This is a genomic window from Paenibacillus sp. FSL R5-0744 (assembly GCF_037972555.1).
Classification (GTDB): Bacteria; Bacillota; Bacilli; order Paenibacillales; family Paenibacillaceae; genus Paenibacillus_AQ.
In genome coordinates, this window is the sequence record NZ_CP150228.1 from 29,503 (window position 1) to 43,975 (window position 14,473).

At 44.0% G+C, this 14,473-nt stretch carries 16 protein-coding genes, 1 rRNA gene and 1 riboswitch; of the genes, 15 read left to right on the forward strand and 2 right to left on the reverse strand.

Annotated features, from left to right (window positions below):
- Positions 1 to 96 precede the first annotated feature (96 nt).
- Positions 97 to 213 (forward strand): 5S ribosomal RNA (gene rrf / locus MKY19_RS00110).
- Between the two features lie 256 nt (positions 214 to 469).
- The gene (locus MKY19_RS00115; protein ID WP_042183800.1) at positions 470 to 883 is read left to right on the forward strand and encodes a hypothetical protein; all 414 of its coding nucleotides are present in this window, start codon (positions 470 to 472) and stop codon (positions 881 to 883) included.
- A gap of 72 nt (positions 884 to 955) precedes the next feature.
- On the opposite strand, the gene MKY19_RS00120 is transcribed toward MKY19_RS00115, so the two are convergent.
- Positions 956 to 1,480 carry a hypothetical protein gene (locus MKY19_RS00120; protein ID WP_339799604.1) on the reverse strand — a complete coding sequence of 175 codons (525 nt, stop codon included), beginning with the start codon at positions 1,478 to 1,480 and terminating at the stop codon, positions 956 to 958.
- Positions 1,481 to 1,688: 208 nt separating this feature from the next.
- Between MKY19_RS00120 and MKY19_RS00125 the strand changes: the two genes are divergently transcribed.
- The 10 genes from MKY19_RS00125 (at position 1,689) to rsmI (ending at position 9,401) form a co-directional block, all read left to right on the forward strand.
- The gene (locus MKY19_RS00125; RefSeq protein ID WP_042123074.1) at positions 1,689 to 1,874 is read left to right on the forward strand and encodes a sigma factor G inhibitor Gin; all 186 of its coding nucleotides are present in this window, start codon (positions 1,689 to 1,691) and stop codon (positions 1,872 to 1,874) included.
- Between the two features lie 209 nt (positions 1,875 to 2,083).
- Positions 2,084 to 3,625 carry an aminotransferase class I/II-fold pyridoxal phosphate-dependent enzyme gene (locus MKY19_RS00130; RefSeq protein WP_339799606.1) on the forward strand — a complete coding sequence of 514 codons (1,542 nt, stop codon included), beginning with the start codon at positions 2,084 to 2,086 and terminating at the stop codon, positions 3,623 to 3,625.
- On the forward strand, positions 3,626 to 4,267 hold the full coding sequence (tmk, locus tag MKY19_RS00135; RefSeq protein WP_042183814.1) for a dTMP kinase: 642 nt from the start codon (positions 3,626 to 3,628) through the stop codon (positions 4,265 to 4,267).
- Between the two features lie 123 nt (positions 4,268 to 4,390).
- Complete coding sequence (locus MKY19_RS00140) at positions 4,391 to 4,720, forward strand: cyclic-di-AMP receptor (RefSeq protein ID WP_042183817.1); 330 nt, start codon at positions 4,391 to 4,393, stop codon at positions 4,718 to 4,720.
- A 49-nt stretch (positions 4,721 to 4,769) separates the two neighbouring features.
- Positions 4,770 to 5,213: a YaaR family protein gene (locus MKY19_RS00145; RefSeq protein ID WP_042183820.1), complete on the forward strand. Its 444-nt coding sequence runs from the start codon at positions 4,770 to 4,772 to the stop codon at positions 5,211 to 5,213.
- A gap of 117 nt (positions 5,214 to 5,330) precedes the next feature.
- A complete protein-coding gene (holB, locus tag MKY19_RS00150) occupies positions 5,331 to 6,305 on the forward strand; it encodes a DNA polymerase III subunit delta' (RefSeq protein ID WP_339799608.1) in 975 nt (324 codons plus the stop codon).
- A gap of 137 nt (positions 6,306 to 6,442) precedes the next feature.
- Positions 6,443 to 7,243, forward strand: a complete 801-nt coding sequence (locus MKY19_RS00155) for a stage 0 sporulation family protein (protein WP_076286882.1) — start codon at positions 6,443 to 6,445, stop codon at positions 7,241 to 7,243.
- A 31-nt stretch (positions 7,244 to 7,274) separates the two neighbouring features.
- Positions 7,275 to 7,640 carry a DNA replication initiation control protein YabA gene (yabA, locus tag MKY19_RS00160; protein ID WP_042123089.1) on the forward strand — a complete coding sequence of 122 codons (366 nt, stop codon included), beginning with the start codon at positions 7,275 to 7,277 and terminating at the stop codon, positions 7,638 to 7,640.
- 76 nt (positions 7,641 to 7,716) lie between these two features.
- Positions 7,717 to 8,490, forward strand: a complete 774-nt coding sequence (locus tag MKY19_RS00165) for a tRNA1(Val) (adenine(37)-N6)-methyltransferase (RefSeq protein WP_042183822.1) — start codon at positions 7,717 to 7,719, stop codon at positions 8,488 to 8,490.
- Positions 8,487 to 9,401, forward strand: coding sequence for a 16S rRNA (cytidine(1402)-2'-O)-methyltransferase (gene rsmI / locus MKY19_RS00170; RefSeq protein ID WP_339268063.1), 915 nt, complete (start codon positions 8,487 to 8,489; stop codon positions 9,399 to 9,401). The genes MKY19_RS00165 and rsmI overlap by 4 nt, the downstream gene beginning before the upstream one ends.
- A 325-nt stretch (positions 9,402 to 9,726) precedes the next feature.
- Here rsmI and MKY19_RS00175 read toward each other — a convergent pair whose 3' ends face one another.
- Complete coding sequence (locus MKY19_RS00175; protein ID WP_042123095.1) at positions 9,727 to 9,981, reverse strand: AbrB/MazE/SpoVT family DNA-binding domain-containing protein; 255 nt, start codon at positions 9,979 to 9,981, stop codon at positions 9,727 to 9,729.
- A gap of 304 nt (positions 9,982 to 10,285) precedes the next feature.
- Here MKY19_RS00175 and MKY19_RS00180 point away from each other — a divergent pair, with 304 nt between their 5' ends.
- From MKY19_RS00180 to MKY19_RS00190, 3 genes are all read left to right on the forward strand, one after another.
- Positions 10,286 to 11,569, forward strand: a complete 1,284-nt coding sequence (locus MKY19_RS00180; RefSeq protein WP_339268065.1) for an HD domain-containing protein — start codon at positions 10,286 to 10,288, stop codon at positions 11,567 to 11,569.
- A 111-nt stretch (positions 11,570 to 11,680) separates the two neighbouring features.
- On the forward strand, positions 11,681 to 12,451 hold the full coding sequence (locus MKY19_RS00185) for a TatD family hydrolase (RefSeq protein ID WP_042183828.1): 771 nt from the start codon (positions 11,681 to 11,683) through the stop codon (positions 12,449 to 12,451).
- A 197-nt stretch (positions 12,452 to 12,648) separates the two neighbouring features.
- A riboswitch (cyclic di-AMP (ydaO/yuaA leader) is annotated at positions 12,649 to 12,878 on the forward strand.
- Between the two features lie 281 nt (positions 12,879 to 13,159).
- Positions 13,160 to 14,323 carry a 3D domain-containing protein gene (locus MKY19_RS00190; RefSeq protein WP_149643867.1) on the forward strand — a complete coding sequence of 388 codons (1,164 nt, stop codon included), beginning with the start codon at positions 13,160 to 13,162 and terminating at the stop codon, positions 14,321 to 14,323.
- Positions 14,324 to 14,473: the final 150 nt, after the last annotated feature.

Below are 14,473 nucleotides of genomic sequence, written 5' to 3' on the forward strand. Positions count from 1 at the left end.
TCAGGCGACTCAAGCCTGTAACACGCTTAGAAATTCATTCTCACATCTGGTGATGAACGAAATTTCACGCGGCAGCGTCTGTTTCACAGACGCATGTTTGGTGGCGATAGCGGAGGGGTTCCACGCGTACCCATCCCGAACACGACCGTTAAGCCCTCCAGCGCCGATGGTACTTGGACCGAAGGGTCCTGGGAGAGTAGGACGTTGCCAAGCAGATTAAGCCATTGTTGATAATATCAGCAGTGGCTTTTTTTCTTTTTTTATTATGCAAGTATTTAAGGCTAGTAATGACAGTAGAATAGGTTACTGTGGAATGACATTTTTGTTACCGACGCTGCGGTGGATACAAGTATAATAGAAAAGTGCTAATAGTTAGCAGATCTTTAATACGAAGGAACTACTCATAAATTCTAACTTTGAATTTTCTTGTGTCTTTAGATGCATTGTAGAGGTAGGGAGGATTTAAGGCATGAAACAATTAAAAATATTCAAGTTAATAATGATTTCTTGTATTTTAACTTTAATACTGGCAAGTTGCGGGGCTAAAGAACCTAAGTGGGATACTTTTGAGGGTGCACTGAATGAGAAAAGCTTCCCTGTCCCCCATGAGGCAAACTCACCAGACCAGACCACTACTAACGTTGCTATGGATTATGTACGTTATTCTTTACCTGGATTAAAGGAGAAGAATGGTATTCCGGATCCTTATTTGGAGGCTATTAAAGCCTGGGGATGGACAGAACAGGAAGATGATGATAGTGATTCTTCGGGTGTTTTTCTGAAGGATGGGTTAACGGTTCATTTAACAGTGCACGATGATTATTTTGTAGTGATGATTCCTAAAGAAAAGAAGACCTCCATTAAAGGCCTTAAGACGAAATAAAGAATCGCCATCCTTAAGGATGGCGGTTTATTTTTTAATACATGAAAATAATATGAGCCATACTGCTGCACTTTATTGAGAGTAATAGGATACATCGGTCGGATTGAATTTCAGCATGCCTCCCTGATCCTGTCGATTCAGTCTGAACAGAGTATAAAGACGGGGCAGTAGGAGCCATAAGTGACAAGTGATCAGTGATACAGTAAATGCTGGCGGTGACCAGAAAATAAAGAGTGCTGCAATACAAAGACCGATATAGAAATTATGTAGCTGTACTTTACGGAATATACGGTAACTAATATGTTGATCAGGCATAAACCCTAACCAAGGCAGTTTAAATGAGACAGACCATCTTTTTGAAATGGGGTGTCCTGAGATTAAAAGAACTGAGCGTGAAATGACATATTGAACCCAGAAGGCTACAGGCGCTGCTATGATTATGTAAAGAATGCTCCACCAGGAAAGAAATATGGTTTCGAGCACAAGGACTAATAAGGGAAGCATAATATAAATAGGCAGCAGGCGTGCCGTTAGATTTACTTTTTTAATTAGTTTATATTGATAGAATGTAGCTGCACCTTTGGTAGTGGGTTCCATAGATTATAGTCTAACCTCCTCGTGAATTCGTATGTTCTTAATATCGGCGATTGGATGTATTTTATTAAACTGCGGCGAAAATTCACCGATATAACGGCAACGGAATATATATAATGCACGATACGAAGGATATGAAAAAACTATGAAAAGGTTTAAAATGATAGAAGGTGTATCATACTGTTCTTAAAAGAGTCAAGGTGGGATGGTTATGGAACAGCAAACCGGGCAAGCTTGTATCATTTGTGGACAGGTAAAAGAGGAAGGTATTGTGATTGTCTCGCATTTTATTTGTGAGGAATGTGAGGCTGAGATGATACGTACCGAGGCTGAAGATGCCAAGTACCGTTTTTTTATCGGCCGGATGAAGAAGATTGGATTGCAAAAGAACGCTTAAGTAGAGTAACTCTGTTAAATGATGCAATTAAGAGAGCGGTCTGGATGAAAGATACGAAGGCTGCATTAGTGATATTCAATACACGGCTTCCTCGTTCTTCAGGCGGGAGGAGCCGTTTTCTTGTCCATAGGGCTGCTTTTACACTGAAGCGTAGGCGTTTGCGAATATTTACGTTAAAATAGAAGGAACCCTATGGGAAGGAATTTAATATGAATAAATTACAACGTTGTAGGGCGCCTATATACGAAATGCTGGAACAATATAGAATTATGGGTAATAGATCATATCATGTGCCAGGTCATAAGAATGGAGAGGCATATGAGGGCGTTGAAGGCGCTGGCTTTTTAGATGAGGTAATGAAGTATGATGTTACGGAAATTTCTGGAACGGATGATCTTCATCATCCTGAGGGAGTTATCAAGGAAGCGCAAGAGTTGGCAGCAGACTGCTTTGGAGCAGAGGAAAGCTTTTTTCTGGTTGGAGGGAGCACAGCCGGCAATCTGGCTCTTATTCTAACCGCTTGTCCCGAGCCTGGAATGATTATGATTGTTCAACGCAATGTGCATAAGTCAGTCATTCATGGACTGATGTTGGCTGGAGTACGTGCTGTTTTTCTGGAGCCTCTGATTGATCCACTTAGCGGCTTGGCAGTGGCGCCGGCGGCCGAAGCTGTTAAGGCTGCACTTGCAGCCTATCCTGAAGCCGCAGCTGTACTTGTTACCATGCCGAATTATTACGGCATGGGTAGTGATCTTGCGCCCCTCGCGAGTATTTGTCACGACAGCGGTGTACCGCTGCTTGTGGATGAGGCGCATGGGGCGCATTACGGGCAGCACCCGGCGCTGCCAGCCGGGGCACTTGCTTGTGGCGCGGACGGCGTCGTGCAGTCCACGCACAAGATGCTCACAGCGATGACCATGGGCGCTATGCTGCATGTTCAAGGGTCGCGGCTCAACCGCGCCCTGCTCCGGCAGCGGCTCGCCATGGTGCAGAGCTCCAGCCCATCATATCCTATGATGGCGTCGCTGGATCTTGCCCGGCGGCTGCTGCACAGCCGGGGCAAGGGTGCCTTCACGGCGGGGCTGGCCGCCGTGGACGTTCTGCGGCGCGGACTCGCGGAGCTGCCGCGCTACGGACTAGTGCAGCCGGCAGAGCCGCTGCACCCGAATACGCCGCCTGATTCTTTGGCGGCGTACGTGACACAGGACCCCTTTAAAGTCGTCATTTATGACGCCACCGGGGTCCTGAGCGGCTTCGAGCTGCAGCGCAAGCTCGAGGCAAAGGGCTGCGTGCCGGAGATGAGCGATGACCGGCACGTAGTGCTGCTGTTCAGCCTTGGATCGAAGGCTGGAGATGCAGATCATTTGCTGCAGGCGCTGCGGGAAATAGATTCGGAGGAACCTTCCGAATCACCGAACGCCCCCGACTTATCAGGCGCTCGCAATATTTCCACGTGGAACAATTTCCATTCTTTACAAATCTCAGATCCTGTTCACTTCTCATTGAAGCCGGTGTCGGCCAATGAGATTGAAAGTATTGATCTTGAACATTGCGTGGGTAGAGTGGCGGCAGAGATGGTTATTCCCTATCCACCAGGCATCCCGGTATTATATCCGGGTGAAGTGATCACAGATCAGATCCAAAGAAGGCTGGCTGGTTTAGCCAAAGGAGGCGCCAAATTTCAGGCTTGTGCTGATCCGGTCTTGCAGCGTATTGAGGTATACAACATTCAGAAGGGCGGAGAAGCATAAGTGGGAAAAGAAGGTTTCTTCATAACATTAGAAGGGGGCGAAGGCTCCGGAAAAACAACGGTACTAGGTAGAGTAACGGCCTATTTACAGAACCGGTCCATGCCTTATCGAATTACCCGTGAACCGGGTGGCGTTGAGATTGCTGAGAAGATTCGTTCCATTATTCTAGATCCTGCCCATACAGCTATGGATGCGCGTACAGAGGCATTACTATATGCTGCATCAAGAAGCCAACATCTCGCCGAAGTCGTTGAACCGGCTCTTAGAGAAGGGCTTACTGTACTCTGTGACCGCTTTGTAGACAGCAGCCTCGTTTATCAAGGACATGCGAGAGGACTCGGAATAGAAGAGGTATGGAGTATTAATCGTTTTGCGATAGGGAACCGTATGCCGGATCTAACCTTTTATCTGGATGTAGACCCAGAGATAGGGTTGTCACGGATTGCAGCGAATCAAGAACGGGAAGTGAATCGTCTGGATCTGGAGAGCCTTTCTTTTCATAAGAAGGTCCGTGAAGGCTATCAATTATTAGCCCAGGCCAATCCGGACAGAATAGTAGTTCTGGATGCTAATCGCCCCATTCATATGGTAGAACAAGATATCGTGAGAACTCTTGAAGAGAGAGTATTAAAGGGTTTTTAGGGTGTTTTGTCTAATATACTAAGAGAAGTGACATATAATTAGGCGTGTGCTTATGAAGTAAGGGTTACTACGAGTAACTCTAAGTAGTAATACACCATAAAAGTATTGGGAGGGAATGCGAAGATGAAGTTGATCATTGCAATTATCCAGGATAAAGACAGTAACCGGTTGTCCAGCGAGCTAGTCAAAGCCAATTTCCGTGCTACTAAACTTGCAAGTACAGGTGGATTTCTACGAGCGGGGAATACGACATTTATGATCGGGGTAGAAGACAGTCAGATTGAATCCGTATTGACCGTAATCCGAAACAGTTGTAAAGTGCGTGAGCAGTTAGTCACTCCTGTAACACCGATGAGTGGAACAACGGATTCGTATTTGCCACTTCCTGTTGAGGTACAAGTGGGTGGAGCTACTGTATTCGTACTTCCTGTAGATCGTTTTGAACATTATTAAGTATAATATAGATTAGCAAGCCATTTATAAAAAGGGCGGTAGATAACCTTTGAAGATCAATCCGGGGTATAGGCCCTTGAAGAGTGAGATGCCAAATGCAGAAGGGGCTAACAAACCCGTTCAGCAAAAAACGTTCTCTGATGTTTTTCAGCAGCAAAGTGAGCAGAAAACCAAAGATGAACTGAATCGCCAGATCAAAGAAATACAGTCTCAAGGCGATCGTTTATCTAAGTCTATGACGATTCGTGAGCTTACCATCTACCGGATGATGATCAAAAGATTTCTGGAGGAAACGGCCCGAAGAGGCGTCATTCTGAAGGAAACACGCGGATGGGATCGACGTGGACGTGGCAAGCGTTACAAGCTGCTTGAGGAAATTGATTCGGCTTTGCTATCAATGGCAGATGATTTGCTGAATAGTGAGCAAGGCCGGATCGATCTGTTAGGACGCGTTGGAGAAATCCGTGGGTTGTTAATCAACCTTTCTTTTTAAAATATAAGAAAGTATATGCTTTACACTATACTTTAGCCTTATATTTCTCGATTAAACACTTACCGTCCTTATAAGGACGCTAAAGGCGCTTATGTTTGAAAGTTTTGGGAGGAAATTATGCCTTTTCATGATATAGTAGGCCAGGAGAACGCCAAGCGGCTACTCCAAAATGCCTTGCGCAAAGAAGCTGTGAGTCATGCTTATTTATTTACAGGGCCGGCAGGCAGTGGACAAATGAAAACGGCGCTGATGTTTGCCCAAGCTTTATTTTGTACCCAGAGCAAGGACGATGCCTGTGGGGAATGCCTGGAGTGCCGCAAAGTAGAGCATGGAAACCACCCTGATTTGTCACTGCTGCAGCCAGATGGAGCAAGTATTAAAATAGATCAAATCCGTGAGCTGCAGCGCGTCTTTTCCTATCGGTCAGAGGGTGTGAATCCGAAAGTTTATATTATAGATGGAGCAGACAAAATGACGGTACAAGCTGCCAATAGTCTGCTGAAATTTCTGGAGGAACCACCAGCTCCGGCTGTTGGAATCTTAATTTCTGATAATAGCCGTTCCTTATTGCCAACTATTCAGTCGCGGACTCAGCGGATTCCATTTAGTCCGTTAAACCCGGATATTATGCTCCAAGCTCTGGCAAGTGAGGGCGTTCCCATACCCTTAGCTCGATGTGCAGTATCACTTAGTTCAGGACTTGATGGTTGCAGGAAACTTTTGGAACAGAATTGGTTTGCAGAAATGAGAAATGTAATGTTACAATTAGCTAAGGAGTCCTTAGGCAAGGGCAGCTCCGCTGTAGCAACTGCTGGGCAGAAGCTGTTCAAGACCGGACTCGCTGAACATTTGGATATCTTCTTCAGCATGTTCCATCTGTGGTTTAAAGATATGCTTTACTTCCTGTATCGTAAGCATGAGAGTATCGTTTTCATAGATCAGTTAGACTTTATTTCCAGGCATGCCCGTGAGCGGAGTGCGGAACAATGGGTGGCTTATATGGGATTTGCTGCAGAGAGCACTAAGAAGCTGCGATCCAATGCCAATGCCCAATTGTGTCTGGAGCAGTTTTTAATCCGACTGGAAAGTTAAAGGATTAGTTATGATATATCCTCCGGATGTCGCTTTACCTGGAAATATCGTTTTAACAGACGAGGAAGGAAGCATGGATCATCAGGGAGCGGACATGCCCATAGATTCCTTTTACCGGCAAACAAGGGGGTTAATTTTTGTACAGCGTAGTAGGTGTCCGTTTTAAAAAAGCGGGTAAAATATATTATTTCGATCCACTTGATTTTCCGATTGAACGGGATCAACATGTTATTGTGGAGACAGCACGTGGGGTTGAATACGGTAAAGTTGTCGTAGGCAAAAAAGAGGTGGAAGAGTCCGACGTAGTTTTGCCCCTCAAAAAAGTGATGCGTATTGCCGGAGAAACCGACGCACGCGTAGTTGAAGAGAACAAAGGGGCCGCTAAAGAGGCTTTTACCACCTGTTTAAATAAAATACGCGACCATGGTCTCAAAATGAAGCTCGTCGATGTAGAGTTTACTTTTGACCGTAATAAGATTATATTTTACTTTACGGCCGAAGGACGGGTCGACTTCAGAGAATTGGTTAAAGATCTAGCAAGTATCTTCCGGACCCGCATTGAGCTACGGCAAATTGGGGTGCGTGATGAGGCTAAAATGCTAGGTGGACTTGGACCTTGTGGGCGAGTACTTTGTTGTTCATCTTGGTTAGGGGATTTTGAACCCGTATCCATTAAAATGGCGAAGGATCAGAACCTGTCACTTAATCCGACGAAGATTTCAGGACTTTGTGGACGTCTGATGTGTTGTTTGAAATTTGAGCATGACAATTATGAGAGTGTAAAGGAAGAAATGCCAGCGGTCGGCAAGATTGTCGTGACCTCATTGGGTGATGGCAAAGTAGTAGGACTTAATGCCGGAAGCCGTACGGTTCATGTACAGTTGTTTGAAGTGGGCAAAGTTAAGGAACTTCCAATGGATGATGTTGTCGTCAAGTAAACCATTATAAGGTTACTTTCGGGGTGGAAACTTGGAGAAGAAAAATATATTTGCACACATGCAGGATATGGAAGCACAGATGGAAACGATGCGCGCCAATCTTGGAGAATGGAAACAGACGGTAAAAGAACTGATGGAAGCTAATCAGAGGTTAACTCTGGAGAATGAACAGCTTCGCAAAATTTTAAAGCGGGATGCACCTTTGGATCCTACCGTAGATTCTGCGGAGGCGGAAGCTCTTTTAGCTGCCGGAGAGGGAACAGAAGAGGTTGTCGGGGAAGGTTATGACAACTTGGCCCGGCTTTACCATGAAGGCTTTCACATCTGTAATGTTTATTTTGGACATTTACGCACGGAAGGTGATTGTCTGTTCTGTCTTTCTTTTCTTAATAAATGAGGATATCCAGCCGTAGGAGATTGATCCTACGGTTTTTTTTGAATTTAGCTCAACAAAACATTTAGGAGATTACTACATGACAAATTCTTTTAACGATATATCTGTTCCTTTGTTGCCGACGGAGCGGGTGGATGATTTATTAACGCATGACTTGCGAATTATTCAAAGTGACGAAGTATTTAGCTTTTCTATGGATGCTGTACTGCTTGCGCGTTTCGCCAGCGTTCCACCTCGTGGGAGAGTCCTGGATCTTTGTACTGGAAATGGTGTAATTCCTATTTTGATGACGACCCGAACTAAAGCTTCTATAGAAGGGATTGAAATTCAGCCCCGTTTAGCGGATATGGCTCGGCGTAGCGTGGCTCTAAATGGGCTACAGGATCAGGTTGTGATCCATGAAGGCGATTTACGTGAGTTATATAAAGTTGCAGGGCATGGCGTATATGATGCAATAACAGTCAATCCTCCTTATATGCCGCTTAACGGCAGTGACCTCAAGCTGAACACTCATCAGGCTATGGCTCGTCATGAAATCGGGTGTACGCTGGAGGAGGTCATTCAAGCCTGTGTGAGACTGGTTCGCACCGGTGGAAAGGTAAGTATGGTTCACAAGCCACAACGGTTGGTCGATATTATTAGTCTTATGAGAAAATATAGGCTCGAGCCTAAGATTATTCGCTTTGTACATCCACGTGCGCATCTGGAAGCTAATATGGTATTAATTGAAGCGATACGTGATGGTAAGCCGGAGGTTCGTTTACATCCACCACTCATTGTATATAATGAGGACAATCAATACTGTCCAGAAATTATGGACATCTACTATGGTGCTAAAGAGGGTAAATCATGACAATATCATGCCAAAGCAGTTTTCAGAACAATAACAATACACATAAGCAGGAATCAACAGGTTCACTTTTTTTAGTGGCAACACCCATCGGTAATTTAGAGGATATGACTTATCGTGCTGTCCGCACTTTGCAGGAATGCGATATTATTGCAGCTGAGGATACAAGACAAACTCGGAAATTGTTGAGCCATTTTGAAATTACACCCTCTATGTTGTTCAGTTATCATGAGCATAATAAGGCTGCCAGTGGACCTGAACTTATCCGCTATATAATAGAAGGAAAAAATTTGGCACTCGTCAGCGATGCCGGTTTGCCAGCCATTTCCGACCCTGGTGCAGACCTTGTAGCCCTTGCCATAAGTCACGGTATACCAGTAATTCCTATACCCGGAGCTAACGCAGCTTTGTCAGCATTAATTGCCTCTGGTCTGCCTACGACTACGTTCACTTTTATCGGCTTCTTACCTCGAGAACGTAAAGATATCCGTGCGGTATTAAGTCCACTTCGTTCGGCGCAAGGGACTATACTGTTCTACGAATCTCCACATCGCGTGGTGAAGACACTGGCTCATCTCCATGAAGCATTTGGCAATCGGCGAATTGTGCTTGCTCGTGAACTGACGAAGAGATATGAGGAGTTCCTACGTGGGACGATCGAGGAATGTACGGATTGGCTCGCTGAACATCCACCGCTTGGTGAGTATGTCATTGTCGTTGAAGGCGAGAGCAAGGAAGATGCTGATATGGCGGAATCGGCTTGGTGGCGCCAGTTAAATATTGAAGAACATGTTGCTCATTACGAAGCAGCAGATATGCCGCGTAAAGAAGCTATGAAAAAAGCAGCCTCTGATCGTGGTGTTTCAAAGCGGGATATTTATAACGCACTTCTGGATAAAACGGAGCAGCAGTAAGTGTTATTGACGGATTCTAATTCTAAGAGGCTAACAAGGTGCGGAGGGGTATTACGAAGCTGACGAGATTCTAGCCTGAAGGTGGTTCCCAAAAGGAAGCCCAAGATAGACCAGATCATGGTAAAAACTCGATTTGCTTCATGCTCTCACCGCATTCCCTATCATTATTAGGTGTCATGAGGGGAGTTAATCCTTGTAGACACCTTTTGGGCAGGAAACACAGGTGATTGCAGAAAAAAAATACCTCCCGCGGTCACGGGAGGTCAAGGAGATATGAAAAGGTTAGAATTAACAATTTGATTAGTTCTATTATATACTATTTATTTTAGTTTGTCACAGGGGTAGGGATAGTAGAAATGCATTCATGACAAACTATTTTTCCTTTGAAGTAAGTTACGTTCTCAGCGTTGCCGCAGAAAATGCAGGCAGGCTCATATTTCTTAAGCATAATGCGCTCACCATCAACGTAAATTTCAAGTGCGTCTTTTTCACCAATGCCAAGAGTACGGCGCAATTCAATGGGAATAACTACCCGTCCAAGTTCGTCTACTTTTCTTACAATTCCTGTTGATTTCATCATAACAATCGTTACTCCTCTCAATGTTCCAAAAACGTCATTATTCGACATTGTTCACTGTTTTATGATATTTATAATACCAACGATTCCCAAAACAGTCAACCTTTTTTCATCTGTTGAATAAGTGCTTTTTCACGAAAACTTTGAATTCCCTATAACAATCACGAATTCTAAAAAAAGTGAAAAAATAAACTTTGTCGATTTACCAAGACTAAAAACGTCACTATTCGACAAAGTACGACATAATTACTTATTATATACTTATATTGGTTAAAATCATATTAAATTTAATAAAGGAGTTGATCTCATGAAGCAGCCGCTCACAGAAGAAAAGGTTTTCAAAGATCCGGTTCACAATTATATCCATGTGCAGGATACTATTATTTGGCGACTAATAAATACAAAGGAATTTCAGCGTTTACGCCGTATTCGCCAGCTGGGTACCTCGTATCTTACTTTTCATGGCGCAGAGCATAGTCGGTTTTCTCATTCCCTAGGGGTGTACGAAATTACACGTAGAATTATTTCGCAATTTGAACGAAGCGGGTATAAGGATTGGATTCCTGAAGAAAGTCTGCTCACCTTGTGTGCGGCCTTGCTGCATGATCTGGGACACGGTCCATTTTCCCATTCTATAGAAGAAGCTTTTGAAATGAATCATGAGGATTGGACTTGTCGAATTATTCTGGAGGACACAGAGATTACTGAGATCTTGCGTGATGTGGAGGAGGATTTCCCTCGAAAAGTAGCCTCTGTAATCGCTAAAACTTATGAGCACGAAATTGTTGTAAATCTGGTTTCCAGTCCGCTAGATGCTGATCGCATGGATTATTTGCTGCGTGATGCGTACTATACAGGTGTAAACTATGGAACTATCGACATTGATCGGATTTTAAGAATGCTGCGTCCTTATAATGGTCGAATTGTTGTAAAAGAATCGGGAATGCATGCCATTGAAGATTATTTAATGTCGCGTTATCAAATGTACTGGCAAGTCTATTTTCATCCGGTGACACGTAGCTCAGAAATTATTTTGCGACAAATTTTTCGTAGAGCCAAGGAGCTTTTCCAAGAGGGGTACAATTTTAGTTTCATGATTAATCCGCTGGAGGATTTGTTCCGTGGTGAGGTGACAGTGAAGCAATATTTAATGCTAGATGAAGCACTGGTACAGACGGCTTTTATGCAGTGGACGCTTGAGAAAGATGAGCTACTAAGCGACTTGTGTACCCGTTTTATTCATCGTAAACTTTATAAATATGTTGAGGTGGAGAATCTCGATACAGATATGATTACTGAAATTCGCAGCAGTTTTTCGGCAGCGGGACTTCACCCAGAATATGATTTGGAGATTGATTTTCCGACAGATCTGCCCTATGATGTGTTCCGTCCGGGAGAAGCTTTTGACAATAAACAAATTCTGCTGCTTGATCGGCATGATCATCTGCGGGAAATTTCAGAGGTGTCGGATATTGTGCGTTCTATTAGCGGCATTCACCGTGGCAGATATCATCTTTATTTTCCTCAGGATAAGTTGAGAAATGCGCTTACGCGATTGCCTGCTTCTATTGCAGAGATTTTTGCAAAATAATACAAGAAAATATGGGATATTTGACAAGAAGAGTAGAAATATAAGATATAACGGATAGTGTGAAACTTATATTGTCTTATATTTAAAAAAGAACAAGGAGTGAGGGTTAAAATGTTTCTGTTTGACACACATACGCATCTGGATGCACCTCAATTCGACGAGGATCGCGAAGAAGTTATCGCCCGTGCTGTAGAAGCAGGAGTTAGCAAGATGATTAATATCGGATTTAATCGGGAGACGATTCCCTCAACGATGAAGCTGGCGGAATCTTATGATTATATTTATGCGGCAGTGGGTTGGCATCCTCAGGATGCGATTGATATGAAAGAAGGAGATCTCGATTGGATCGCTTCTCTATGCAGTCATAAAAAAGTAGTGGCTATTGGTGAAATCGGACTGGATTATTACTGGGATACTTCTCCCAAGGATGTGCAACATGAAGTTTTTCGCAAGCAAATTGGACTAGCCCGTGAATTAAATATGCCGATTTGTATTCATGATCGTGATGCCCATGAGGATGTTGTACGGATTTTACGGGAGGAAAAAGCAAATGAGGTTGGAGGCGTGATGCACTCGTTCTCAGGAAGCTGGGAAACAGCTAAAATGTGCTTGAATCTTGGTTTTCATTTATCCTTTGGAGGACCCATTACGTTCAAAAATGCAAGAGTGCCAAAAGAAGTGCTTGCGCAGACCCCACTAGACCGATTATTGATCGAAACCGATGCTCCATATTTGACTCCACACCCCTTCCGCGGGAAGCGAAATGAGAGCGCTCATGTGAAGCTTGTAGCAGAGGCAGCAGCTGAAATTAAAGGGTTAACATGGGAAGAATTGGCTAAAATAACGTATGCGAACGCACTGGAACGATTTGGGATTGAGTGAAAACGGGAGCAAAACAGGCGAAAAATAGAGAATGGCCGATATATTAAACTTTTTTAATATAAAAACGGCTGAATATTACAATATTTTAACCATATTTTTGCGTAAACGTGGTTGAATCGTCCTTTACAACATGCATCAAAACAGGATATCATCTTTTCAGTGATGTGAGCTGTGTTATAGTGACAGCCATTGATTCATGGATCGTCTCGCTGAGTCTCCGTATGGAGAACGGGGGAACCAATATTGACCTGCCGCATGCCTGTATTTTAAATACGGTTTAGACGTGCCGTAGGACAGTATTTGATTTCTTCACGTGGTCTTTGGGGTGAATTTAAGGGCAACCGCCATGAGCGGGTGACCTGAAATAGGGCGTCTCTCTTTCGTCCGAACCCGACAGCTAACCCCGTAAGCGCAAGTAAGAGAGGCAACCTCGTGCACAAGCATTCTCTATTCTGATATTGGAGAAGCCACGAAAGAGTCCTCAGTTGAACTCTTTTTAGGCTTTTTTATTTTTGAATAAATAGAATGTTGCCCACATACTGTTATATAACAGGGGTGGGAGTAGCTGTGCCGAGCAGGCGATCCATGAGCAGGAGACGCTAAGTTATTACGTGCGTGTCCTGTGACAATCTCAAATAGTTTCGTCAAAGGAATTCAGTCCTCATGATATACAATTGACGACGGGGCTATGTAAGGAGGATGGAGAGAATGGGCGTATTCCAACCAGAAGTATCCCATGATTCGCAGTCATCCAGCAGGTCTTTCGCATTACGGTGGGAGCAAGTAAATACTCGCGTACTTTTACTTGCAGGCGTGATTTCAGTCGCTATCGCGCTACTTATTCTGCTGTACGTACACGGTCAAAGTAACAAACAATTATTTTTAGTAATAGACGGGCAAACACAGACGCTTGAAACGCGGGAAGCGCTTCTTGGTGATGTGTTGGAGAAAGAGCAAATTTCGCTGCAGCCGCATGATGAACTATCTTTAGGTCTGAGTGATGAAATAAAAGACGGTGACCGTGTCGTTATCAATCGTGCGCAGAAAATTAGTCTTACTGCGGATGGAGCAACAAAAACGTTATATACGACCGAAGACACAATTGGTAAAGCAATTGAGAAAATGGGCATTACCCTAGAAGGTCATGATAAGATTTTCCCTTCGTTAGACACCACCATTTCTGCAAACATGGAGGTTAAGATTGTTCGCATCAACAAACAGACCGTACAGCGAACAACTAACTTACCCTTCAGAGTCATCAAGACAGCAGACCCCTCCCTTACTGTGGGAACAGTTAGAGTGGCACAGGCAGGCAAACCAGGCGTCATGATTCAGCATATTGAGAAGATCTACCAAGACGGAGAACTGGCCTCTATGCGCATGATTGGTAAGGAAGTACAAACGGTAACGAAAGATAAGATTATTGCCGTTGGTACCAAAGCACTTCCTAAGCCGGCTGTAGCTAAGACTACAACAACTTCCAAATCAAACACCACTTCAAAAACGGCTAAGGTTAGCGCCAAGACTAATAACGTCACAAGCAAGGCTGGCGTAGACTTTGAGTACAAGAAGATGATTAAGAACGTCTCCATGACAGCTTATTCATCAGAAGAGCCAGGTATTGGTACCAAAACTGCCTCCGGAACACGCGTAACGGAAGGTCGTACAATTGCGGTAGACCCGAATGTAATCCCTATTGGCTGGTGGGTATATATCGAGGGACTTGGGTTCCGCCGAGCAGAAGATACTGGCGGTGCCATTAAAGGCAATAAAGTAGATGTCTATTACGATTCACTGAGCCATGTCCGTAATTTCGGTCGTAAATCACGTACCGTTTATGTTATTGGACCTGTGAAGCCGGAGTTAAACTAGGCTGAAGCTTTTGCAAATTATTCTTTGATAAGCTATAGTGATGATAACCGTTAAGGAACGCCAGATGATCATTTCGTTGATCGCAGAGCAACCGCTCATCACTTATACATTCTTTAACCAAAAGAAGAGGAGCGAAACCTCTTCTTTTTT